Source organism: Pseudoalteromonas sp. GB56, from assembly GCF_054923835.1.
The window spans coordinates 2173877-2196784 of the sequence record NZ_JBPCHK010000001.1 but is presented as its reverse complement, the minus strand read 5'-3'; the positions used below and the strand labels follow the sequence as shown (position 1 = coordinate 2196784).

Here is a 22908-nt window from a genome sequence, read left to right as displayed (position 1 = left end):
CTATCTTGTTGGTTCCAACATAAAAAGGAAATGCGATGTTTACAGGTATTGTCCAATGTCAGGCGCATGTGGTGGCGATGAAAATGGTTGAGGGGGTCAAGCGTTTGGTTATCTCCGTGAACAAAGACTATTTACAGCATTTGGACTTAGGAGCGAGCATTGCAATTAATGGCTGTTGTCTCACTGTTGTGAAAGTCGAGAGTTCAGTTAGTGATGTGGTTGGGCAAGTGCATTTTGATGTAATCGACGAAACGTTAGCCCTGACCAATTTGGGTCAGTTAGAGGCCGGTCATGCGGTCAATTTTGAACGTTCAGTTACCTTTGGTACTGAATTGGGGGGCATATCGTTTCTGGACATATTCATTGCGTGAGCCAAGTGTTGCAACGAATTGACGAACAAGACAATTGTCGGATTCATCTAAGCTTACCAGAAAAATGGCGAGACTATGTTTTGTACAAAGGTTTTGTGAGCGTAAATGGTGCCAGTTTGACTGTTGGGGAGTTGACCGAACAAGGGTTTTGGTTACACCTGATCCCAGAAACCCTATCAATTACGAACATAGGACAAGCTCAGTTAGGTTCTCAATTCAATATTGAAGTAGACCAACAAACCTACACCATAGTGCAAACTGTACAACGTTACATGCAGCAAAATGGCCGTGTTTAAAAAATCTGTTCGTCGTCTGCGTCAATTCGCAATTGTACAGTGTTAAGTGCTCGGTCGATATGCATATTGACGTGGATAGGATTACAACACGCTGAGCAGTCCTCATAATAATCTTGGTCGCCTGAACTTGTATCAACATCAACAAATGTATGGTGGCCGCAGTGAGGGCAAAGAATTCTTTGTAGACTGTAGTCTTTCATAACTACCTCGTATGACAATCAAATGACATCCCTTAGAGTATAGTTACGTTTAACTGATTCAGCGATTAATTTGTTTCTGTTTTAGGTTCTTTTGGGCGTGAAATTTCGTCACGGCTCTGCCAACGCAATTAAGCTATTTCACGCATCATGATGTCTATCGACTCCTTCGCTTGGGTAAGATAGTGACCAGCGAAAATGTTGGCATGATTCAAAACATGGTAGAGATTATAGATTGATTCGCGAATTTCATAACCATGCTGCAGAGGATAATGAGCTTCATAAGCTTCATAGAACCGCGTTGGAAGGGCGCCAAAGAGTTTGGTCATAGCGATGTCAGCTTCACGGTCACCATAATAACAGGCCGGGTCATATACACAGGGAACGCCTTGATGAAATCCCAGATTACCGCGCCATAAGTCACCATGTAATAGGCTCGGTTTTAAGTGGTGGTGATGTAAAGCTTCTTTAACGAACTCGACACACGCATCAATATCGCACAAATGAAATCCTTTTTCGTGCAAAAGTTGGAGTTGCCAACCAATCCTGTCTTCACTGAAAAATACATCCCATTTTTTATGCCATTGATTGGGTTGTGCAGTCAGCCCTATAAAGTTATCTTGCTCGTTTCCGAACATGCCTTGTTCATGTTTAAGATGCATAAAAGCAAGGTACTCTCCCATCTTCGCCCAATCATTCTCAGCGTTATCATCGAACTCTAGCCACTCCAAGACATTGAAACTGTAGTCCAAAGTTGTGCCCGTTAATATGCAGTCCGGCACCATAAATAGGCTTTCTTTAGTAAGCAATGCGAGATCGTGCGCCTCACATTCGAGCCTTTCTAAAGCGGCGATAGGTGAAACTTTGACAAAGAAATTTTGCACTCCGTCAGATATCTTAAAGAGATGATCCGCGGATGAATTACTGAGTTGTTGCTTATCTTTAATCTCGAAAGGCGTATTGAGAGCATTGCTCAAAGATTGTGCGACGATATTCCACATAACAACAATACATAGATAACTCATAGGTACAACAAGTATGGCAAAGTTATTTATCACTGCAAAATATTGATTGTCGCAGCAGGTATTAGCGCTAAAATATGTGCTTAGTTAATTGAAAAGCTGGAGTTTTACATAGTGAATATGAGTGGTATTACGTCTAGTTTAGCTATGGTGTGCACCTTAGTGGGCTGGTTTTTACAATTTCCTCTACTTACAAGCGTGGGTTTGTTTGCGCTCTCAGGTGCGTTAACGAACTGGCTGGCCATCCATATGTTATTTGAGAAGGTACCTTTTTTATATGGTTCTGGTGTGGTGCAGTTAAAATTTGAAGCATTCAAACACGGTATAAAGGAGTTAATTACGAGTCAGTTTTTAACACCGGAAAATTTAGCGAGAGTAGGGAATGCCCAAGCGCATATCAATTTTGAGCCTGTTATTGATCAACTAGACATGTCGCCTGCATTTGACCGTTTAGTCGATGTCATCGAGCAGTCTCAATTTGGTTCGATGCTCGCAATGTTTGGTGGCTCCGCAGCACTTGAGCCGATGCGTGAACCCTTTGCGCATAAAATGCGTCTAGCCATGAACGACATTATCGCCAATGAACATACGCAAACTTTGCTAGCTCAACATCTAAGCCAAAGCGAATCTCTACAGGAGCAGGTGCTATCCCTTGTTGATGAGCGATTAGCGGAACTGACACCGAAATTAGTAAAGGAAATCATCCAAACCATGATCAGAAAGCACTTAGGCTGGCTTGTAGTTTGGGGGGGCATTTTCGGTGGGGTATTTGGAGCTTTAGCACACTTTATTTAATAAAAAGCCCGCATGCGCGGGCTCTTTGTTTGGATGTACAATAGTTATGACCCTGTTACCGTCGTCAACTTTGTTCCATGAACCATCGCGAGGTCATGAATTGAGGTTTGAGTTAGGGGGGTCATTCGCAGAGTTTGTAAGCTGCGATCGAAACCGTACAGGCTTGCAAATTCTCTCACGCTCAACGAATTACACTGTAGTTTACGTTGAAAGACTTTTGCGCTTATGCCGTTTTCATTCATGACTTTTGACAGTTCATGGCGGTTGTTGGTGCTCACAGCCATACAGAGTTGTGTACCAATTGAATTGTTTGTCGCCACAAACTCGGTTTGTGCTGATGCAGGTACTGATAAAGAACCTAACATAAGGATGGCAGCTGAACTTAACAATGTTGTGCGTTTCATACGAATTTTCCTTGTCGGTGCGTTGGGTGCCAACTAAGTATGCACAAAGTCTTTTGTCATTGAATGAACAGAGTAATTCTAAATGTAAACGGCTATTTCAGCTGTGTATATTATTTATATCATATTGTTTTTAAATGAATTTAATCTACATTTCAGTTACAAAAAGACGATTTTTTTTGACGTGTTTTCTACCTCCACGCTTGGCGCATTTCAATCGCTTGGCTGATGTACGACTTATGTACAAATATGTCTGAACAGTAACACCAGTTAGGTGTTTAAAAACCAAATAAAGTGAAGTGTTCTCACGGTGAACTTAATGTTTTTTAGCATTGATAACTGTAAATGGTGCTTTTGATTTTTAATTACCGTGTTTCGAGGACTGACAAAGGGGACTAAATCGATGGGACAACGAAACACATCATTTATAAAAAAAGACGCGGCGCCCGTGCTATCTTAGCAGAGGCGCCGCGTATTGAATTTTTGCAGGATAGTGTGTCTGCGCGTTATTCGAAGTTAATGTGAACCTGAAACAACAGTGAGTGTATCGCCATGTACTTTTGCTAAGTCATGGATAGATGTTTCAGTTAATGGGGTCATACCTAACCCTTTCAAAGTTCGGTCAAATCCATATAGGCTAGCGAACTGACGAACAGTGAGATCATTGCATTGTAATTTGTTCACTACGACAGTTTTTCTCACATGATGATTCTTCATTTCGTTTCTTAATTTGAGTGGGCTATCTTTTGTAATTGCCATGCAAATTTGTGTGCCAATGGAATCATCCGCAGCAATAAAATTCGACTGAGCTGATGCACTCATAGATAGTGCGCCTAAGATAACAGCGCCAGCAGAGCCTAACAGAGTTGTGCGTTTCATGGGGTATTCTCCTTTACGGTGCGTTGGGTGCTGTCTAAGTATGTACGCTATTTGTTGTTATAGAATGAATAGAATAATTCTAAATGTAAGAAGCTATTTCAATTGTGAACTCATTTCCTCAAGTTACTTATTTCGCTCATTAAATAGCCAGCAATTGTTCACATAAATACCCAAAAGACGTGCGAAATATTTTGAATTTTAATACTTGTACCTCTTTAGTTTGAACGTTATTCACCGCAGGGTAACATTTGCCGCTTTAATCGCTCCAAATGTTACTCACCATGCTGGCTACCGAGTACTTGTTCCCATCTATCCTGATTTACCGTGTATTAACCTATTTTCATCGCAATTGTTTTAGGGATTAGATAAAGTAGACAAAAAAAGGAGTGATGCAAACAATGCTAAAAACAACATCAAGCCTTAGTGTAATAGCCTTGGCTATTGCGCTAACGGGGTGCCAACAAGAAGGTCCTCAAGGCGAACACGTAACAATCAAGAAAAACCCATACCCAAGTACTTATCAACCCATGCCGAACCAGTCTACGTTGTTCACAAATGCAACTGTACTAACGGGTGACGGTGAACGTATTGAAAACGGCGATGTATATGTCGTCGACGGTAAAATCAAGCAAGTCGGTCAAGACCTACAAGTAAGTGCCGACGTCACCATTGATGCGCAAGGCAAGTGGATCACCCCCGGTATCATCGATGTTCACTCGCACTTAGGCGCGTATCCAAGTCCTTCAGTTGCGTCTCACCAAGACGGCAACGAGATGACCAGCCCAGTAACCGCTGAAGTGTGGGTTGAACACTCAATTTGGCCACAAGACCCTGGTTTTAACCGTGCCCGTGAAGGTGGTATTACGACACTACAAATTCTACCTGGTTCAGCCAACTTAATTGGTGGTCGTGGTGTGACGTTGAAAAATGTTCCTGCGCACACAATGCAAGCGATGAAATTCCCAGATGCGCCCTACGGCTTGAAAATGGCGTGTGGTGAAAACCCTAAGCGTGTATATGGCAGCAAAGGTGTTTTACCCTCAACTCGCATGGGTAACATGGCCGGTTACCGTAATGCGTGGATCGACGCGACGGAGTACAAGCGTGCTTGGGAACAATATGATGCAAACTACGCAGCGGGTAAAAATGTCGATGCGCCAGAGCGTGACTTGATGTTAGACACCTTGCGTGGTGTGCTTGATGGTGAAATTCTTATTCACAATCACTGTTATAAAGCCGAAGAAATGGCAATGATGATCGACCTATCAAAAGAGTTCGGTTACCACGCAGGTACTTTCCATCACGGTATTGAAGCCTACAAGATTGCTGACATGTTAGGTGAAAATGGTAACTGTGCTGCGCTATGGCCAGATTGGTGGGGCTTTAAAATGGAAGCCTATGATATGGTTCAAGAGAACGTAGCCATTGTCGACGCAGTGAAAAATTCTTGTGCAATCGTGCACTCAGACTCTGATACAACTATTCAGCGTTTGAACCAAGAGGCAGCGAAAGTGATGTATCGCGCCAATGAAAATGGTTTTGATATCAACGAAGCGCATGCCATTAAGTGGATCACATCAAATGCAGCGAAATCGCTGGGTATCGATGATAAAACGGGTTCACTCGCCTCAAATAAGCAAGCAGACATTGTAATTTGGAACACCAGTCCTTTTAGCGTTTATGCAAAAGCAGAGCAGGTATTCGTAGACGGTGCGAAAGTGTATGACCGTAACGATGAGAAATTCCAAGCTCAAAGTGACTTTATGCTAGGCCAACGTTAAGGAGAATTATAATGAAATTGTTTACGTTAACTTCTGTTGCCACAGCATTGGCGATGAGCTCATCAGTATTTGCGCAAACACTGGCAATTACTAACGCTACTGTACATACAGCGACGGAGCAGGGCACTTTAACGAATGCGTCAGTGGTGATTAAAGACGGTAAAATTGCGGCTATTAATCCACAAGAAATTACCGCAGATGTCACAATCGATGCATCTGGAAAAGTATTAACACCTGGCTTTATTGGTTCGTTAAACCAAATTGGTTTGGTTGAAGTTGGTGCGGTATCTGACTCGCGTGATGGCGCCGATAAAAAAGCATCCATTACTTTTGACCCAAGCTTGGCGTTCAACCCACGCTCTTCACTCATTCCTTACGCTCGTAAAGGCGGTGTCACGCGCGATGTTATCGTACCAAGTGGCAGTGAAGGTATTTTTGATGGCTTAGCGTCTGTGGTATCGCTAAGTGGTGAGTTTGATAGCGTTTCACAAAAGCAGGTCGCCTTAGTGGTTGATCTTGGCGCTAAAGACAAAGGTTCACGCGCACTTTCTTTGCAGGATTTAATTCAAAAGCTTGAAAGATCACAAAAACCGTGAAAAGAAAGATAAAGAAGTGAAAAAGCCTGAAGTAGAGATCCTCGATGGCGTATTTGCAAAAGAAATTCCACTTCTGATCAGTGTTTCTCGCGCCGCAGACATGCTCGAGCTGTTAAAAGTAAAAGCTAAGTATGACCTTAATATGGTGTTTGCTCGTGCTCAAGATGCCGTGTTGATTGCCGATGAACTTGCAGCAAGCAATACGCCAGTTGTGATAAGCGCCATGGACAACTTGCCAGGTAGCTTTGACTCTATGCATGCGAGTTTAGACAACCCAGGTAAGCTTGAAAAAGCTGGCGTGAAAGTAATTCTGACGATCGCTGGCGACAGTGCTCATAACCTATACCAATTACGTTATGACGCTGGTAACGCGGTGTCTTACGGTATGAGCCCTGAAGGTGCACTTGCCGCTATCAGCAGCAATGTCGCCGATGCATTTAACATCGATGCGGGTTCTATTAGCGTAGGTAAACCAGCGGACATCGTACTGTGGAGCGCAGACCCGTTTGAATACAGCACTAAGTTAGAAAAAGTATGGATTGACGGTGTAGAGGTTTCCACTGAATCTCGTCAAGACAAACTACGCGATCGATACATGGCTGAATCAGATATGCCGCGTGCATATAATAAATAGTCGTGGATAACTAAAAAAGGCGCCGATTGGCGCCTTTTTTAATGCTAGATGCAGCGAGCCGGTTTAGGTAAGCCCGCAATCTTTGTTGCTTGTTTCGCAGGTCCTTTGGGAAACAGTTTATACAAATATTTGCTGTTGCCTTTGTCTTCCCCCAGTTTCTTGGCCATGGCTTTAACAAGCATGCGAATTGCTGGGCTAGTTTCAAATTCTTCATAAAAATCACGCACAAACATCACGACTTCCCAATGTGGGTCTGTCAACGTAATGTTCTCACCTGCAGCAATAATAGGTGCTAATTCTTTGCACCATTGGTTACTATCTAAGAGATAGCCCTCTTTATCAGTCTCTAGTTGTTGACCATTGAATTCAATCATTACTCACTCACACATTTAGAAAACTGTAGGGTCAATTCAACCCATTGACTGTCGCTAATGAGCATGGCTTTGCTTGAATGCTCACTGAGTCCGCGGGCTTGCATGTCTCGTTCAAGCGCGTACAAAGGGTGTTGCAACTGAGCAAATGCGGCCCAAGAAAAACAGCCATCACCCCGTAACAAGACTGCGTCAGCATCGTTTAACCTACTCAGCAATGCGGATGTTGAGGCATTGGCTGTGCTTACAATGAATAAAGTACTCATAATTACAGTACCACCACATGATCTGCTTGGTGAATCAAGGTTTGAATTTGCTGCGAATCAGCGCCGTGGGTGTCAATACTCAAGGTATTCAGTGATAGTCCACGCGCCGTTAATGATTTCTCGCATACATACACATCTTCCACGTCGTATATTTCTAGCATGTTGATGGCCTTGGTAAAATCTTTGTGGGCAACAATTTTTGGTTGTTGATCAGGAGCCAAGGCATACACTGCGTCCTCTTCAAGCAACCAAGTAACCTGTTGGTCAATGGCCGCAAATATTAACACCAAATCAAGTGATTCACGTAGACTTTGGCCTGCATAGGGGGCGTTTTTGCTTATGACGAGGATATGCTTCATTTGAATTGAATCCACCTGTCAACTTGCGCTGCTTCCATCGCGAATTCAGCTAGTCCAGAAACAGTAAACCGACTACCTTCACGCACCTCAACACCGCGTTTGCTCGCCGCCGTTACACATACATGTACTGGGATGTTTAAGTCAAAAAGCGTTTGCCACACCAGTGCAGGATTAAATTCATCGCTGGCAAGGTCAAAGTCTGAAAGGGCATGATAAACACCGTTCTGATAGAGAAACACGCATTTTATTTCATGTCCGTTTGCAATCGCCGCATGGGCGAAGCGTTGTAAAGCTTCGAGTGTGCAAGTGTCACTCGCCGCTGAATGTAAGGAAAGTACAAAGCTGGCCAAATTTAGTCCAAAAAAAGCCCCAGTTAATGGGGCTCATTCTAACAAATTTTGCTAATTAGTCATCCGCTGCGCCAAGTAAGTGTAGTAGTGACGTGAATAAGTTATACACGTTCAAATACAAAGACACAGTTGCGCGCACATAGTTTGTTTCACCACCATTGATGATACGGCTTGTGTCAAACAGAATTAGTCCAGACATAATCAGCACAACAGCGGCATTGATCACGGTCATCATCAACGAGCTGCCGATGAAAATGTTCACTACACTCGCAATGATTACAACGATTAGGCCAACCGTTAGGAAGCCGCCCATGAATGAGAAATCTTTCTTAGTCGTTAGTGCGTACGCAGATAAACCAAAGAAGATAAGGGCTGTTGAGCCAAGAGCTTGCATTATAAGCATTGGGCCATTTGGCATCGCTGCGTAGTGGTTCAACAATGGGCCTAGGCCAAAACCCAATATGCCAGTAAACGCAAACACTAATAAAACGCCTGCAGAAGTCTCGGCCTTCTTGTTAATGACAAACAACATGCCAAAAGCGATAAGAGTACATATAAGGCCCGTGAAGTACGGAGGGTTAAGCGCCATGGAAATACCCGCAGTAACCGCACTGAATGCCAATGTCATCGCGAGTAAAAAGTAAGTGTTCTTTAAAACCTTATTAGTCTCAATGGTCGACATCACCGGCTGCGCCGTGCTGTACGAGTTATTAAACGCCATTGTTAAACTCCTTAATATTAATCAATCCTCAGATGCACATTGCATCCAAGTTCAAGACTACCAAGTCTCATTAATATGGGCAAACCTTTACGATTCAATACGCTGTAATTAGCCCTAATCGATTCTAATTTGAACAAAATAGTCAAAAATTAGGCGTTTAAACAAAAAAATAAAAATAACGCTTCACAAATGCAATTCATTTATCTAATATTCGCCCCGCTGCGGAGAGATGGCTGAGCGGTTGAAAGCACCGGTCTTGAAAACCGGCATACGTTAATAGCGTATCTAGGGTTCAAATCCCTATCTCTCCGCCACTAAATTACACTTGGGTGATTATGTCATCTGGGTAACCGCATTGGAGAGATGGCTGAGCGGTTGAAAGCACCGGTCTTGAAAACCGGCATACGTTAATAGCGTATCTAGGGTTCAAATCCCTATCTCTCCGCCAAATAGAAAAGGCCGCAGAATTAGCGGCCTTTTTTACGTCCGAAATAAATGTATCTCGCTTTTATTAGTTTGTGTTATTCGACTAAGGTATCTGTTGGCAGTGTCCTTTTTTTCTGCGACGCTGAATGTCGATATAACAATAAAACTATAAAGTCATGAAACATCGTTTAGCAAAAGCTGTATTTTACTCCTTACTTGCGCCAATCATTGTCGGCGTGACCTTGGGCATTTATTACGCGTTAGGCGCACAAAATAACGGCTCACAAATTTTCTTTAACGTTTTACTCTCGGCTATCGCTAATGCCCATATCGTTGGTCTGTCTATGGCTGTATTTGTTGTCCCAGGCTATCTGTTTATGCATAAGTACAACAAAGTTCATTACAGTGGCGTGCTTACACTGGGCATGCTTGGCGGTGCGCTGTTTAGTTATGTTTTCGGTGCAGGGGCGGGATTTTTACTCGTCGTTAACGCAGTGATGGCAGCGTTAGGTAGCGGGTTGTTTTTGTACGGTTTAAGACGAAATAGTCCCGAACACGCGTAGAGATGTTAATGGAGCTGAGTTAATTTTAAGCAACCAGCTCAATTTAATGTAATCCCACCAATTTTTTCTTGATAAAAGGTTTCATTTGCGCGCCACAAAGAGTACCTTAAACACTGCGTATTCTATGTGAAGTAGTATTTGATGAGCAAAGAAGATTTTTATCGCTCTTTGACGGAACAAGCCAACGCGCTAATTTCCGATGAGCCCAATTTAATTGCTAACTTAGCGAACATCAGTGCCTTGTTATACATGTCGTTAGAAGACATCAACTGGGCGGGTTTTTATTTGTTGGAATCACCACAGCAATTGGTGCTTGGTCCTTTCCAAGGAAAGCCAGCGTGTGTTCGCATAGAAGTTGGTAAGGGCGTATGTGGAACAGCGGTTGCGCTAGATAAAACGCAACTAGTATCTGATGTGCATGCATTCCCTGGTCACATTGCCTGTGACGCGGCATCAAATTCGGAAATTGTTGTTGTGGTAAAGAAAAATGGCGAGGCAATTGGTGTTTTAGATATTGATAGCCCTAGCTTGAACCGTTTCGACGAACAAGACCAGGCTGGAATTGAACAGCTTGTTCGTTGTTTAGAAAAGCACATCGTATGAAAGATTACTAAGCGTTCAGGATTACTTATTTTCGATTGCAGATGTAGGTGATTGGGAAGGAGAAGAAGAATTGGTGTGTGAGCGACTCAACGATCTTATACACCATGCCTGGGAACGCCTTCCTGATGATTTAGGTTGCGATCAAATCGACAGTATCATCACAGGTATTTGGGAACAACTTCGAGGTGATTTGGCATTGATTGATGCTGAACTCGATGAGTTACTAGACTGGGTTGAGCACTATATCGACTCAGCTCAAGACGAGCAGATGTAAATTAAGGTTCAGAAATGGAAACCACAGACAAGCTAAAAGACATAAACGAAGTATTGGCGTTTCTTTACGAAGAATTCCCAAACTGTTTTAAACAAAAAGAGGGCATCAAGCCACTTAAAGTCGGTATCTTTAAAGATATCGCTGAGCGTATTGAAGGCAATGAAAAAGTCAGCAAAACGCAAGTGCGCCAAGCTCTTAGAAAATACACCTCTAACTGGCGCTATCTTGAAGCGGTGGTTAAAAATGAATTCCGCGTTGACCTAGACGGTAACCAAGCAGAAAAAGTTGAGCAAGAGCACGTTGATCATGCTCAAACTGCGCTTGAACAGAGCCGTGCAAAAATGGCGAAGCGTAAAAAGCCAACGCGCGGTCCTAAAGACGGTGACACAAAGGGTTACAAAAAACGTCCTCAAGGGAGTGGCAAACCGAGTCCAAAAGGCGCTAAAGTCAAAAAAGCACCTGCTGAACAACCACGTCGCAGCAATAAAGTTGAACCTTTACCAAGCGAACAGGTCAAGGCTAATACCAAAGTTAAAGTAAAATTAGGTCAAGCACTGGTTAACGGTACTATCACTGAAGTCAACAAAGAAGATATTCACGTTGAGTTAGTGACTGGTATGCAAGTTAAGACTAAAGCAGACAGCTTGTATCTAGTTTAAAAAAGGAGTTGTGCATGAGTAAGACGTTTTCACTCATTCCCCTTGTTGCAGCGTTAGTTGCAACACCTGCCTTAGCATCATTAGATAAGGTAACCATTGCCGATTTGCCAACGTTGCACCAAGAGTCGCAACACAGTACGGCAAGTAAGCGAGTGACAAACCTCTTTACCCGTGCACACTACAAGCCGATTCGATTTAATGACGAATTGTCAGAACAGATGTTTGATTGTTATGTCGAATCGCTTGATTACAATCGCAGTATTTTCCTCGCATCTGACGTTGAACAGTTCGAGCAATTCCGCGATAAGTTCGACAACGCACTTAAATCTGGCAAGTTAGAATTCGCTTACGACTTGTTCAACTTAAGTATGAAGCGTCGCTTCGAACGTTACGAATATTCTTTGTCTTTGCTAGAAGGTGAACCGTTCGACTTTACGAAGGACGATAAATATTACTTTGAACGCGAAGATGCACCTTTTGCGTCCACGGAAGCTGAACTCAATGAGTTGTGGCGTCAAAAAGTTAAATATGACGCGCTGCGATTGAAACTCGCAGGTAAAGATTGGGATGGCATTAAAGAAGTACTAGAAAAGCGTTATACGTACACGCTAAAACGTCTAGTACAAACGAAAAGCGAAGATGCATTCCAAATTATTATGAACGCGTTTGCTCGTTCGATTGAAGCTCACACTTCTTATCTATCACCACGACGTGCAGAACAGTTCAAGATGGATATGGATCTTGAACTAGAAGGCATCGGCGCGGTACTAAGCTACGATGAAGACTACACAGTCATTCGTTCTCTTGTTCCTGGTGGTCCTGCAGATAAAACGGCTACGATCAAACCAGACGACCGTATTATTGGTGTGGCCCAAGGCGAAGATGATTTTGTCGATGTAATTGGCTGGCGTCTTGACGACGTTGTGGATCTCATTAAAGGCCCTAAAGGCACGCTTGTTCGTTTACAGTACCTCAAAGGTAAAGACGACCACGGTAGCCCTAAAATCGTAGAGATAACTCGTGATAAAGTACGTCTTGAAGACAGAGCAGCAAAATCAAGTGTGTTTGATGCTAGCTATTCAGATCTCACGAGTAAAATAGGTGTTATCGAGATCCCAGGCTTTTACAACAATTTGTCTGAAGATGTAAAAGCTGAGCTCGTTAAGTTAAAAGCACAAAAGGTCGATGGCGTCATCATCGACTTGCGCCAAAATGGTGGTGGCTCTTTGTACGAAGCGAATCAGCTGTCGGGCTTGTTTATAGACCAAGGCCCAATCGTGCAAATCCATACTCTAAATGGCAGTGTACAAGAGCAAAAAGACAGTGACGGAGTCACTTATTATGATGGCCCATTGACGGTGCTCGTTGATAGATACAGTGCATCTGCCTCAGAAATTTTTGCCGCAGCGATGCAAGATTATGGTCGTGCAGTGATCATCGGCGAACAAACGTTCGGCAAGGGCACCGTGCAACAACATCGTGGTTTAGGTCGCAATTACGACTTGTACGACAATAAGTTGGGCAGTGTGCAGTACACCATCGCAAAGTTCTATCGTATCGATGGTGGCAGTACACAGCACAAAGGCGTAATCCCTGATATCAAACTGCCTTCGGCGATTGACCCAGCAGAGTGGGGTGAAAGCCAAGAAGACAACGCATTACCTTGGGACAGCATTCCTCGCGCAAAATACGCGACGGTTGACACTTTGGATGACACCATTAGTTATTTGAACAAAGTGCATGATCAACGTGTGGCGACTGAACCCGAATTTAACTACGTGATGCAAGATATCAAAACGTATAAAGAGGAAAAGGATCGTCAATATATTTCGCTGAATGAAAAAGATAGATTAGCGAAAAAAGACGAGCTTGAAGCTTTGGCACTTAAACGTACAAATGAACGATTAGCACGCTTAGGTTTGGAGGCAGTCGCGAAAGTGGATGACGCGCCAGAGGTTCTTGAGGACTTCGATCCTTTCTTAGAAGAAGCAGCGCTTATCACCCAAGACTTTATTAAGCACGGTAGGTTAGCTAAGAATAATAAGTAATCAAATACGTGAGAAAAGGGCGCTTTTAGCGCCCTTTTTGTTGTTTAAACGCTGTTAAATCTTCACGGCTCTGGTACTCTTTGCAGGATAATAAAAATAACCCTTGCGGCGTTGTGTAATTAGCGAGGGCAGGAGAGTCATTTTGACAACAACAAAACAAGCTAAATTCTTAGATGCGATGATCCCGATAACAGTGCTAATCTGTCTTTTGGGTGCCGCAGTGTATTTGTACGGTGATAATTCGTCATCAGGTCCTAACCAAATTGCTCTATTATTCGCTACGTTCACTGCAGCCTTGATCGGGTTGAAAAACGGTTTCACGTGGAAAACCCTCGAAGAAGCGATGATTAAAGGGATCACTATTTCCCTTGGTGCCATTCTTATACTGTTAATGGTCGGCGCCTTAATTGGCACTTGGTTACTCTCAGGTACTGTTCCCACGCTCATCTACTATGGTCTGCAAATAATTAACCCGCATTGGTTTTATGCTGCCAGCTGTATTATTTGTGGTGTTGTGGCTATGAGTATAGGCAGTTCATGGACGACCGCAGCGACTATTGGTGTGGCGTTGCTAGGTGTCGCTAATGGTCTATCACTCGACCCTGTTGTTACTGCAGGTGCGGTGATTTCAGGTGCCTATTTCGGTGATAAATTAAGTCCATTATCAGAAACTACCAACCTCGCTCCAGCAGTCGCTGGTGCAGATTTATTTACGCACATCCACCATATGTTATGGACTACAGTACCTAGCTTTGTGATTGCTGTGATCATCTTCATTGTTATGGGCTTCAATGCAGAGGTTAGCAGTGATGCAACGAGTATCGACGCGATGGTCTCATTGCTCGAGCAAAACTTTAATATCAGTATTTTAAACCTTGTACCATTGGTGGTGCTTTTAACACTGGCTATTCGTAAGATGCCCGCGTTTCCAGCGATATCTATCGGTGCTGTGTTGGGGGCGGTTTGGGCGCTTATTTTCCAAACTGATCTGTTGGCGACCCAAGTTGACATGTCACAAGGTCAGTTAATAGGTTATTTTAAGCTGGTGTGGGCGACCTTCTTTGATGGCTTTAGTATCACGACCGGTGACGCCAAGATGGATGATTTGTTATCGGGTGGCGGTATGTCCGGTATGCTCAATACTACATGGTTAATCATGATGGCATTGATGTTTGGGGCTATCATGGAGAAAACAGGTCTACTCGATGTTTTCGTACGCAGCATTTTAAAAGTTGCCAAGTCAACCGGCTCATTAATAGCGGCGACAATTGGTACATGTATTGGTACAAACCTAGTTGCTGCGGATCAATACATCGCTATTGTCGTCCCCGGGCGAATGTTTAAGGAAGAATATAAGAAACGTGGCTTGAAACCTGTCAACTTGTCTCGCACGCTTGAAGACGGTGGCACAATTACAAGTCCGCTGATCCCTTGGAACACTTGCGGTGCTTATATGCAGAGCGTACTTTTAATAAACCCATTTGATTATGCTATATACGCCTTCTTTAATTTAATTAACCCTATATTGGCCGTTATTTATGCTTATCTGGGTATCAAAATTTTACGTATCGAGCCTAAGCATCTTCAGCCTGAAGTTCAGGCAAAACAAAGCGATTAATATTAAGGGCATCATTTGATGCCCTTGCTACCTCAGGAGACTGTAAGTTTATGAACTCCAACCAGCCAACAGCGCAATACCTCAGCGACTACTTACCACCGGCTTTTTTTATTGAATCTGTGGCACTGAATATTGATTTAGACCCACTTAAAACCAAAGTCGTTGCTAGCTCAAAGGTTTCTCACAACCCAGATAATCCAAGTAAAGAGTTGGTACTCGATGGTATCAATTTAGAATTGCAAAGTGTTGTTATCAACGGTCTACAACATCTTGCTTATAAAGAAGTTGCTCAGCAACTCATCATTTCCGACTTGCCCAGTGATTCGTTTGAAATAGAAATCACCACTCATTGCTCACCACAAACAAACACCTCGTTAGAAGGCTTGTATCTATCTGACGGTGCCTATTGTACTCAGTGTGAAGCGCAGGGCTTCAGAAAGATAACTTATTTCTTAGACCGCCCAGATGTAATGGCAAGCTATACCGTGACAATTATTGCAGACCAAGCGCAATTCCCGCATTTGTTGTCTAACGGTAACAAAATAGAACAAGGCGAATTAGAAAATGGTAAGCACTACGCTGTTTGGCAAGACCCATTTAAAAAACCAAGTTACTTATTCGCATTAGTCGCTGGAGACTTCGACGTTTTACGTGATGATTATACGACGATGTCGGGACGCAAAGTTGCACTAGAGCTCTATGTCGATAAAGGGAATTTGTCTAAAGCGCCTCATGCCATGGCCTCTTTGATTAATGCGATGAAATGGGACGAACAGCGGTTCGAACTGGAATACGATCTTGATGTGTATATGATCGTCGCTGTTGATTTCTTCAACATGGGGGCGATGGAAAATAAAGGCTTGAACATCTTTAATTCTAAATGTGTGTTGGCTAACGAAGAAACTTCGACAGACCGCGATTTTCATCTTATTGAATCAATTGTTGGCCATGAATATTTCCACAACTGGACGGGTAACCGTGTAACGTGTCGCGATTGGTTCCAGTTATCTTTAAAAGAAGGGTTGACGGTTTTTAGAGACCAAGAGTTCAGTAGTGATTTAGGTTCCCGTGCTTTGAACCGGATTGATGCGGTTAAAGTGATGCGAACTCATCAGTTTGCGGAAGACGCAGGGCCAATGGCGCATCCAATCCGCCCAGAAAAAGTGATAGAAATGAATAACTTCTACACAGTAACTGTGTATGACAAGGGGGCTGAGGTCATCCGTATGTTACACACTTTATTGGGTGAGGAGGGTTTCCAGTTGGGAATGAAGCTGTATTTTCAACGACATGATGGTCAAGCTGTTACCTGTGATGATTTCGTCAGCGCGATGGCAGATGCCAATGCAATCGACTTAAAGCACTTTGCAAAATGGTACAGTCAATCAGGTACACCTGTGGTGCAAGTTGCACAAAAGTACAACAGCGAAGCGCAGACATACTCATTGACATTGACACAGGTGCACACGCCAAGCGGCGACCAAACCAACAAAGAAAACCTGGTTATTCCCGTTGCCATTGAATTGCTCAATGATCAAGGTGAACCCGTATCACTGATAATTGAAGGGCAGTCAGTATCAAAAGTATTGCAGTTAAGCGAGTCCACTCAAACCTTTACGTTTGAAGGGATTGTCAGTAAGCCTGTGGCAGTGGTTTTTGAAGACTTTTCTGCGCCGGTTAAGGTTGAGTTTGAACAGCCTTTATCAGAACAGCTACATATCGTTAAGCACGCCAGTAGTGAGTTTAGTCGTTGGGACGCACAACAAAGCGCGTTGACCGATTGTATTGTACAAGCGATATCAAATCAAAGTGAAGAACCGACTTTACCCGCAAGTGTTATTGAGACTCTGCACAGTATAGTAAATAGTGCCGTAAAGGGGGAAGAGCAAGACCTTGCCCTTGTTGCTGAGTTACTTACTCTCCCAAGTTTCGACACACTAAGCGCGCGTTTTTCACAGATTCCTATGGATGACCTAATAGCGGTTACTCAAGTCTTTGAGGTGCAGATAGCAACATCCTTAGAGAAAGCGCTGCTCCATGTTATAGAAACGTTTGCGGACGATAAGCAACAAAACCATCAAAGCGCCGCTATTCGTGCGCTCTTGAATGTTGCTATGTACTACCTTGCTAAGACTAACACAGCGAGCGATTACATCGTGTCACAAGCACAAAAGGGGTCTATGACTACGGCATTAGGCGCGCTGAAAGCGATGGTGTGTGCGCAACATGACGAAGCGCTCACGCAATTAAATGCATTTGAGCAGCGTTGGCAAGACGACGTACTTGTTATGGATAAATGGTTTAATTTGCAGGCGTTGAAGCAAGGTGACCAAGCGCTTAACGCCATTACCGAACACTATGAGCATGCTCATTTTAGTTGGAACAATCCTAATCGAGTTCGCGCGTTATTAGGGCCTTTGACAATGAGTAACCCCGCAGTATTCCACCATCAAAGTGGCGAGGGATATCAAGTACTAGGAGATGCGCTGGTAAAACTAAACGAGATAAATCCACAAACAGCGTCACGTTTAATTACTCCTTTACTGGCTTGGAAACGCTATGACACACCCCGTCAAACTCTGATGAAGGCGCAGTTACGACGTCTACAATCATTACCAAACTTAAGTAAAGATCTATTCGAAAAGGTTGATAAAGCATTAGCTTGATGAATGTTCACTATTTTTATTTTAGTTTGCACTTAACGTATGAGCAGTGCTTGGCCTACTACAAAGGCCGAGTCTCTGCTATACAAGTAATTGATGATGCAGGACTGACAATCCGCTTTCCAGCGACCAAGATTCTGCCTTACATGTCCAGCATAGGTATCCGTGGGCGATTCAGACTTGCCCTAGATGACAACAATAAATTCGTTAGTTTGGAGCGAATATAACCTTTCATAAATTTTGCTAAATCTACACAGATGTAAATTGCATTTGTCGCGAACGTTATTGTCATGTATAAAAATAGTGGTAGGATGTCATACCATTAGCGCATAAAAAGGAAAATAGACGCGACAAACAAGGCTTTAATGTGGACTGTTTGTAAATTTAGCGTATCCTTTCTTATGTACAAGACTACACTAAAAACAATAACTTGATCTAAAAATTACCCGCGCGAAGGGGGAAGCAACAATGATAAGACAGCCACTATTTGCTAAGCATCGACTTGCGCTCAGCATCGGCGCAGCGATGTTAGGCATGAGTAGCGCAGCACACAGTGCTAATTTTACGGTTGGTAACTTTGACGTTAACTTTGACTCAACGTTTTCATACGGTCAAAGCATTCGTACAGAAAACCGTGATTTTGATAAATACATCGGCAAGAGTAACCACCCACGTTTTGACTGGACAGGCTACAACTCTGCACTAAACCCAATTTATTCATCGACTGATGTTTGGAGCCAACCGGGCGCATACTCAAACAACGGCGATGCAGGTAACTTGAATTTCGATAAGGGTGATACCTTCTCGCAACTTCTAAAAGGAACACATGAGCTTGCTATCACAGGCGACTCTTATGGTTTCTTCAGCCGTTTCATGTATTTCTATGACTTCGCTTTGATGGATGGTGATTATGCTTACACCAACCCAGTGTCAGGTGAATATGTCGACCCTTGTGATTACGATGAAACTAAAGTGCAGGTGTGTGCTGATTTCCGTTTATTAGACGCATTCGTGTGGGCTGACTTTGATTTCAACGATGGTATGAATCCGTTGTCAGTGCGACTAGGCCAGCAAGTGGTAAACTGGGGTGAGAGTACCTTAATTTCTCATGGTATCAACGTAAACCCTGTTGATATTGACCGTCTAAAGGCACCTGGCGCTGAACTGAAAGAAGCGTTCATCCCAGTTGGCATGTTATGGGCTTCATTAGGTATTACTGAAAATATTTACCTAGAAGGTTTTTATCAGTATGAATGGCATGAAACCCGTCTTCCAGCGACTGGTAGTTATTTCTCGACCAACGATTTTGCGTCAGAAAACGGTTTCAACCAAAATGTTCAGTTAGGCTTTACATCAAACCCTGATATCGATTTAGCTTTCTTAACAGACAGTTTAAATAACTTAGGCGCTAATTGGCAGGCAGCTGCCGCGGCGCAGGGTATCGACCCGAACTCAGCCGCTGGCCAGCAATTACTCGCTAATATGTACTTGGCATACCCAACGAAAGTTGCTCTAAAAGGCAAGGGTGATCGTGGTAAAGCTGAGCCAGATGATGGCGGTCAGTACGGTCTTCGTTTGGGTATGTTCCTACCAGAACTTAACGACACGGAAGTGGCAGCATATTACATTAACTACCACAGTCGTCGCCCAGTGATTTCTGGTCAAGTCTCTGATTTTACTCAAGCTAGCATCGCGCAAGATTTGCAAATGATCATGACTACTGAAATTAACAGTGACAATGTCAACGATCTTGGCGCATTTACAAAAGCAGTTTTAGCTTACCCAGAAGACATCAAGCTATACGGTTTGAGCTTCAACACGTCGTTAGGTGAAACAGCGTTTGCTGGTGAATTTGCTTTCCGCGAAGATGAGCCATTCCAAATCGATGATGTTGAGCTGCTTTATGCAGGTATGCCTGAGCAACTAGCTGTTGCGGGTATACGTCCAGATTTTGCTGGTATTTCGCAAATGAGCCAGGGTGATGATATTTCAGTTGTTGGTCCAGGTGAAACGGCGCAAGGTTATATCCTTCGTAACACTGCACAACTGCAGTTCACAGCAACGCATTTGTTCGGCCCTTCACTTGGTGCTGACAGCTGGGCTGTTGTGGGTGAGATCGGTGGTGTGCGTATCAATAACATGCCGGCCTACGATGAGTTACGTTTAAACGTTTCAGGTACAGGTCGTAGTGGAATCATGGAAGGTCCATTGTCTGACGATTACTCAGCATTGCACATGGGTCTATCGAATGGTCCAGAGACTAATCCGTTCCCAACTGCATCAGCATGGGGTTATCGTTTAATTGCTAAAGGTGATTACTACGATTTATTCTCAGGTGTGAACTTCTCACCACGTTTTGTTTTCTCACATGATGTGAATGGTATTACTCCAGATCCAATGTTCCTGTTTATTGAAGACAGAAAATCATTGGGCATCAATATGAATTTCAACTATCAAAACACATGGTCATTTGATGTTGGCTACAATTCATTCTGGGGTGGCGGCGCGACGAATACCTTCGCAGATCGTGATTTTGTTTCGTTCAATATTAAATATTCAATTTAAAAGGGTACATGTATGTTAACTAAACCTACCCTCATTGCAGCAGCCTTTTGTGGCCTATTTGCTACTACTGCAGTAAACGCTAAGATTTCGCCGGAGCAGGCTGCACGTTTGGGTGCAGATTTAACACCAATTGGTGCTGTAAAAGCGGCAAATGAAGATGGTTCAATCCCAGCATGGAATGGCGGTATTACTGAAGCACCTGCGGGTTATGAGCCAGGGATGCACCACCCAGACCCGTTTGCTGCGGATCAGGTGTTGTACACTATTGATAAGTCTAACCTTGAGCAATATAAAAATGTATTGAGTCCTGGTCAGATTGCACTGTTCGAAGCGTACCCAGATACTTTCAAAATGAACGTATACCCTACGCGACGCAGCGCTTCATACCCACAGTTTTATTATGACGCGACGAAAAAGTATGCGACTGAAGCTGAGCTGATCGAAGGTGGTAACGGAATTAAGAACACAGCTATTGGTGTGCCTTTCCCAATCCCAGCGAATGGTCTTGAAGCTATCTGGAACCACTTATTACGCTATCGTGGTCTTTCGGTGGCACGTTTTGGCGGTCAGGCGATGCCTACGGCTTCGGGTTCATACAACTTAATCGGTTTTGATGAACAGTTAATGCTGAAGTACTCAAATCCTGACGCGACACCTGAGCAACTTCAAGAATCAAATATCTTGTTCAAGTTCAAACAAAGCGTTACCGAACCTGCGCGTCTAGCTGGTACAGCACTGCTTGTACACGAGACGATGGACCAAATTCTAACGCCTCGTCAGGCATGGACATACAATACAGGTCAACGTCGAGTGCGTCGTGCACCAAACGTAGCGTATGATGCTCCAGGAACTGCGTCTGACAACTTACGTACTACCGATGACTTCGATATGTTCAACGGTTCTCCAAACCGTTATGACTGGGAACTTAAAGGTAAGCAAGAGTTGTTAATCCCTTACAACAGCTACAAGTTACACAGTGACTCTTTGCAGTATGACGATATCCTTAAGCCAGGTCATGTAAACCCTGAACACGTTCGCTATGAAAAGCACCGTGTATGGGTGGTAGAAGCAAACCTGAAAGAAGGTACTCGCCACACGTATAAGAAACGTGTTTTCTACATCGACGAAGACAGCTGGCAAATTTCAGTAGCAGACTTGTATGACAACCGTGACCAGTTATATCGTGTAGCCATGGCTTATGGTCTAAACTACTACGAAGTACCGACGCAGTGGACGACGCTAGAGGTTTATCATGACCTTAACTCGCGCCGTTATCTTGCCATTGGTCTAGATAACCAATCAGAGATGTATGACTTCTCACAGTCGTTCCAAGACAACGAGTTTACATCAAACGCACTACGTCGCGAAGGTCGCCGTTAATCTTCGCACTAACCTAGGCCCACACATGTGGGCCTTGTTCTCTCATTAACATTTCATTTGGGCGCTAATTAATATGAAGTACGTGCTTTGGGCAACGTTGATTATGTCGCTGCAGGCTGTAGCTCAGGTCGAGCCTCAACCCGCGTATCAGGCCGAACAGGCAACACAAACGCTATTTACTGACATCACAGCAACAAAAGACAAAGTTATTGCTGTGGGTCAACACGGCACTATCGTTTTCTCTCAAGATGGCCAGCAATGGCAACAGGCTAATTCGCCGGTGGACATTTTGTTGACTGCTGTCTATTTCATAGATAACAAAAACGGTTGGGCCTGTGGTCACGACGCAACAATTTTAAATTCGCAAGACGGTGGCCAAAGCTGGCAGGTACAGCAGTTTAACCCTGACATCGATAAACCTTGCCTTGATGTGACTTTCTTTGACGCTAATAATGGCGTTGCTGTTGGTGCCTATGGCATGTATTTGCAAACCAAAGATGGTGGAAAAAGCTGGGAAAAGCGTTTTTTAGACAGTCTATTATTTGAAGAAGACCGTGAGTACCTTATGGATTTAAAAGAGAATGATCCCGAAGGTTTTGCAATAGAAAGCGCATCGATTTTGCCACACTTTAATCGCATTGTAGCGACGTCAAAAGGCTTATACATCGCTGGTGAAATGGGTCTCATTGCTCACAGTAGTGACAACGGTGAAACGTGGCAGCGCGATGAAGAAATCTATCCTGGTTCTTTTTTTGATGTTGCACAGTTTCAAGACAATATCGTCGTAGTTGGTTTACGCGGTAATGCCTTCGTATATTCTGAAGACGCAGGTTGGCAACAGCTAGAAACAGAGCAAGAAGCAACCATGAATGGCATTATGACAACCCAAAATAATGGTCTATATATCTTTGGTAACTCAGCTGTTATTTACCATTTAGCCGATATCAACTCGCTGACGCTTCACAGCGAGCAATTGAGTGACGGTAAGGCCATTCTTAATGGTGTAGAGTTTAATGGCCAACTTATTTTGGCCACAGAAGCCGGTATTAAAAGCAAGGAGTTAAATTAAT

22 protein-coding genes, 2 tRNA genes and 2 pseudogenes are annotated in these 22908 nt (G+C 43.5%); 17 read left to right on the top strand and 9 right to left on the bottom strand.

The features are described 5' to 3' along the window. The first annotated feature begins 35 nt into the window (after positions 1 to 35). Positions 36 to 667: pseudogene (locus tag ACH19P_RS10400) on the top strand (riboflavin synthase subunit alpha). On the opposite strand, the gene ACH19P_RS10395 reads toward ACH19P_RS10400, so the two are convergent. Both ACH19P_RS10395 and ACH19P_RS10390 read right to left on the bottom strand, forming a co-directional pair. Next, positions 664 to 867 carry a CPXCG motif-containing cysteine-rich protein gene (locus ACH19P_RS10395; protein ID WP_347389257.1) on the bottom strand — a complete coding sequence of 68 codons (204 nt, stop codon included), beginning with the start codon at positions 865 to 867 and terminating at the stop codon, positions 664 to 666. The pseudogene ACH19P_RS10400 and the gene ACH19P_RS10395 overlap by 4 nt on opposite strands. 128 nt (positions 868 to 995) lie before the next feature. After that, positions 996 to 1865 carry a fructosamine kinase family protein gene (locus tag ACH19P_RS10390; protein ID WP_462159343.1) on the bottom strand — a complete coding sequence of 290 codons (870 nt, stop codon included), beginning with the start codon at positions 1863 to 1865 and terminating at the stop codon, positions 996 to 998. Between the two features lie 135 nt (positions 1866 to 2000). Here ACH19P_RS10390 and ACH19P_RS10385 point away from each other — a divergent pair, with 135 nt between their 5' ends. Further along, the gene (locus ACH19P_RS10385) at positions 2001 to 2681 is read left to right on the top strand and encodes a DUF445 domain-containing protein (protein ID WP_462158484.1); all 681 of its coding nucleotides are present in this window, start codon (positions 2001 to 2003) and stop codon (positions 2679 to 2681) included. A gap of 44 nt (positions 2682 to 2725) precedes the next feature. Here the strand turns inward: ACH19P_RS10385 and ACH19P_RS10380 are convergent, their stop codons facing one another. Together ACH19P_RS10380 and ACH19P_RS10375 are read right to left on the bottom strand one after the other, a co-directional pair. Continuing rightward, a complete protein-coding gene (locus ACH19P_RS10380; protein ID WP_462158483.1) occupies positions 2726 to 3085 on the bottom strand; it encodes a DUF3718 domain-containing protein in 360 nt (119 codons plus the stop codon). 513 nt (positions 3086 to 3598) lie between these two features. Then, entirely contained in the window at positions 3599 to 3961 is a 363-nt protein-coding gene (locus ACH19P_RS10375; RefSeq protein WP_462158482.1) for a DUF3718 domain-containing protein, read from the bottom strand. A gap of 398 nt (positions 3962 to 4359) precedes the next feature. Here ACH19P_RS10375 and ACH19P_RS10370 point away from each other — a divergent pair, with 398 nt between their 5' ends. Together ACH19P_RS10370 and ACH19P_RS10365 are read left to right on the top strand one after the other, a co-directional pair. Next, positions 4360 to 5742 (top strand): amidohydrolase, encoded by a 1383-nt coding sequence (locus tag ACH19P_RS10370; RefSeq protein ID WP_462158481.1) that lies wholly within the window; start codon positions 4360 to 4362, stop codon positions 5740 to 5742. 11 nt (positions 5743 to 5753) lie between these two features. Beyond that, a pseudogene (locus ACH19P_RS10365) lies at positions 5754 to 6972 on the top strand (amidohydrolase family protein). A gap of 44 nt (positions 6973 to 7016) precedes the next feature. Here the strand turns inward: ACH19P_RS10365 and ACH19P_RS10360 are convergent. From ACH19P_RS10360 to ACH19P_RS10340, 5 genes are read right to left on the bottom strand one after another with little or no spacing between them, the layout of a single operon-like run. Next, the gene (locus ACH19P_RS10360; RefSeq protein WP_462158480.1) at positions 7017 to 7346 is read right to left on the bottom strand and encodes a TusE/DsrC/DsvC family sulfur relay protein; all 330 of its coding nucleotides are present in this window, start codon (positions 7344 to 7346) and stop codon (positions 7017 to 7019) included. Then, positions 7346 to 7609 (bottom strand): DsrH/TusB family sulfur relay protein, encoded by a 264-nt coding sequence (locus ACH19P_RS10355; protein WP_462158479.1) that lies wholly within the window; start codon positions 7607 to 7609, stop codon positions 7346 to 7348. Before ACH19P_RS10355 ends, ACH19P_RS10360 begins: the two co-directional genes overlap by 1 nt. Positions 7610 to 7611: 2 nt before the next feature. Continuing rightward, the gene (gene tusC / locus ACH19P_RS10350; protein WP_462158478.1) at positions 7612 to 7968 is read right to left on the bottom strand and encodes a sulfurtransferase complex subunit TusC; all 357 of its coding nucleotides are present in this window, start codon (positions 7966 to 7968) and stop codon (positions 7612 to 7614) included. After that, positions 7965 to 8318 carry a sulfurtransferase complex subunit TusD gene (gene tusD / locus ACH19P_RS10345; protein ID WP_462158477.1) on the bottom strand — a complete coding sequence of 118 codons (354 nt, stop codon included), beginning with the start codon at positions 8316 to 8318 and terminating at the stop codon, positions 7965 to 7967. The genes tusC and tusD overlap by 4 nt, the downstream gene beginning before the upstream one ends. Before the next feature lie 55 nt (positions 8319 to 8373). After that, complete coding sequence (locus ACH19P_RS10340) at positions 8374 to 9039, bottom strand: Bax inhibitor-1/YccA family protein (RefSeq protein WP_462158476.1); 666 nt, start codon at positions 9037 to 9039, stop codon at positions 8374 to 8376. A 223-nt stretch (positions 9040 to 9262) separates the two neighbouring features. On the opposite strand from ACH19P_RS10340, the gene ACH19P_RS10335 reads away from it, so the two are divergent. From ACH19P_RS10335 to ACH19P_RS10275, 13 genes are all read left to right on the top strand, one after another. Continuing rightward, positions 9263 to 9353, top strand: a tRNA-Ser gene (locus ACH19P_RS10335). Between the two features lie 43 nt (positions 9354 to 9396). Further along, positions 9397 to 9487: transfer RNA gene (locus ACH19P_RS10330), tRNA-Ser, on the top strand. Between the two features lie 154 nt (positions 9488 to 9641). Next, positions 9642 to 10028 (top strand): hypothetical protein, encoded by a 387-nt coding sequence (locus tag ACH19P_RS10325; RefSeq protein WP_462158475.1) that lies wholly within the window; start codon positions 9642 to 9644, stop codon positions 10026 to 10028. 141 nt (positions 10029 to 10169) lie between these two features. Further along, complete coding sequence (locus ACH19P_RS10320; RefSeq protein WP_462158474.1) at positions 10170 to 10631, top strand: GAF domain-containing protein; 462 nt, start codon at positions 10170 to 10172, stop codon at positions 10629 to 10631. 34 nt (positions 10632 to 10665) lie between these two features. Further along, on the top strand, positions 10666 to 10905 hold the full coding sequence (locus ACH19P_RS10315) for a hypothetical protein (protein WP_462159342.1): 240 nt from the start codon (positions 10666 to 10668) through the stop codon (positions 10903 to 10905). Between the two features lie 14 nt (positions 10906 to 10919). Continuing rightward, the gene (gene proQ / locus ACH19P_RS10310) at positions 10920 to 11564 is read left to right on the top strand and encodes an RNA chaperone ProQ (RefSeq protein WP_462158473.1); all 645 of its coding nucleotides are present in this window, start codon (positions 10920 to 10922) and stop codon (positions 11562 to 11564) included. Positions 11565 to 11578: 14 nt separating this feature from the next. Beyond that, a complete protein-coding gene (gene prc / locus ACH19P_RS10305) occupies positions 11579 to 13612 on the top strand; it encodes a carboxy terminal-processing peptidase (protein WP_462158472.1) in 2034 nt (677 codons plus the stop codon). A 142-nt stretch (positions 13613 to 13754) separates the two neighbouring features. Continuing rightward, complete coding sequence (nhaC, locus tag ACH19P_RS10300) at positions 13755 to 15230, top strand: Na+/H+ antiporter NhaC (RefSeq protein WP_462158471.1); 1476 nt, start codon at positions 13755 to 13757, stop codon at positions 15228 to 15230. 50 nt (positions 15231 to 15280) lie between these two features. Next, entirely contained in the window at positions 15281 to 17896 is a 2616-nt protein-coding gene (gene pepN, locus ACH19P_RS10295) for an aminopeptidase N (RefSeq protein ID WP_462158470.1), read from the top strand. After that, positions 17896 to 18120 (top strand): DUF2835 domain-containing protein, encoded by a 225-nt coding sequence (locus ACH19P_RS10290; protein ID WP_462158469.1) that lies wholly within the window; start codon positions 17896 to 17898, stop codon positions 18118 to 18120. Before pepN ends, ACH19P_RS10290 begins: the two co-directional genes overlap by 1 nt. 241 nt (positions 18121 to 18361) lie before the next feature. Continuing rightward, positions 18362 to 20458, top strand: coding sequence for a DUF1302 domain-containing protein (locus tag ACH19P_RS10285; RefSeq protein ID WP_462158468.1), 2097 nt, complete (start codon positions 18362 to 18364; stop codon positions 20456 to 20458). A 12-nt stretch (positions 20459 to 20470) separates the two neighbouring features. Further along, entirely contained in the window at positions 20471 to 21838 is a 1368-nt protein-coding gene (locus tag ACH19P_RS10280; RefSeq protein ID WP_462158467.1) for a DUF1329 domain-containing protein, read from the top strand. A 73-nt stretch (positions 21839 to 21911) separates the two neighbouring features. Further along, positions 21912 to 22907 (top strand): WD40/YVTN/BNR-like repeat-containing protein, encoded by a 996-nt coding sequence (locus ACH19P_RS10275; protein ID WP_462158466.1) that lies wholly within the window; start codon positions 21912 to 21914, stop codon positions 22905 to 22907. The last annotated feature ends 1 nt before the right edge of the window (position 22908 follow it).

What these genes read in the sequence shown, in the direction of transcription:
- proQ (WP_462158473.1), top strand. Translation starts at nt 10,920, where the DNA reads ATGGAAACCACAGACAAGCTAAAAGACATAAACGAAGTATTGGCGTTT.
- ACH19P_RS10325 (WP_462158475.1), top strand. Translation starts at nt 9,642, where the DNA reads ATGAAACATCGTTTAGCAAAAGCTGTATTTTACTCCTTACTTGCGCCA.
- ACH19P_RS10370 (WP_462158481.1), top strand. Translation starts at nt 4,360, where the DNA reads ATGCTAAAAACAACATCAAGCCTTAGTGTAATAGCCTTGGCTATTGCG.
- ACH19P_RS10280 (WP_462158467.1), top strand. Translation starts at nt 20,471, where the DNA reads ATGTTAACTAAACCTACCCTCATTGCAGCAGCCTTTTGTGGCCTATTT.
- tusC (WP_462158478.1), bottom strand. Translation starts at nt 7,968, where the DNA reads ATGAAGCATATCCTCGTCATAAGCAAAAACGCCCCCTATGCAGGCCAA.
- ACH19P_RS10380 (WP_462158483.1), bottom strand. Translation starts at nt 3,085, where the DNA reads ATGAAACGCACAACATTGTTAAGTTCAGCTGCCATCCTTATGTTAGGT.
- ACH19P_RS10360 (WP_462158480.1), bottom strand. Translation starts at nt 7,346, where the DNA reads ATGATTGAATTCAATGGTCAACAACTAGAGACTGATAAAGAGGGCTAT.
- ACH19P_RS10395 (WP_347389257.1), bottom strand. Translation starts at nt 867, where the DNA reads ATGAAAGACTACAGTCTACAAAGAATTCTTTGCCCTCACTGCGGCCAC.
- pepN (WP_462158470.1), top strand. Translation starts at nt 15,281, where the DNA reads ATGAACTCCAACCAGCCAACAGCGCAATACCTCAGCGACTACTTACCA.
- ACH19P_RS10355 (WP_462158479.1), bottom strand. Translation starts at nt 7,609, where the DNA reads ATGAGTACTTTATTCATTGTAAGCACAGCCAATGCCTCAACATCCGCA.
- ACH19P_RS10390 (WP_462159343.1), bottom strand. Translation starts at nt 1,865, where the DNA reads ATGTGGAATATCGTCGCACAATCTTTGAGCAATGCTCTCAATACGCCT.
- ACH19P_RS10285 (WP_462158468.1), top strand. Translation starts at nt 18,362, where the DNA reads ATGATAAGACAGCCACTATTTGCTAAGCATCGACTTGCGCTCAGCATC.
- ACH19P_RS10320 (WP_462158474.1), top strand. Translation starts at nt 10,170, where the DNA reads ATGAGCAAAGAAGATTTTTATCGCTCTTTGACGGAACAAGCCAACGCG.
- ACH19P_RS10375 (WP_462158482.1), bottom strand. Translation starts at nt 3,961, where the DNA reads ATGAAACGCACAACTCTGTTAGGCTCTGCTGGCGCTGTTATCTTAGGC.
- ACH19P_RS10290 (WP_462158469.1), top strand. Translation starts at nt 17,896, where the DNA reads ATGAATGTTCACTATTTTTATTTTAGTTTGCACTTAACGTATGAGCAG.
- prc (WP_462158472.1), top strand. Translation starts at nt 11,579, where the DNA reads ATGAGTAAGACGTTTTCACTCATTCCCCTTGTTGCAGCGTTAGTTGCA.
- ACH19P_RS10340 (WP_462158476.1), bottom strand. Translation starts at nt 9,039, where the DNA reads ATGGCGTTTAATAACTCGTACAGCACGGCGCAGCCGGTGATGTCGACC.
- ACH19P_RS10275 (WP_462158466.1), top strand. Translation starts at nt 21,912, where the DNA reads ATGAAGTACGTGCTTTGGGCAACGTTGATTATGTCGCTGCAGGCTGTA.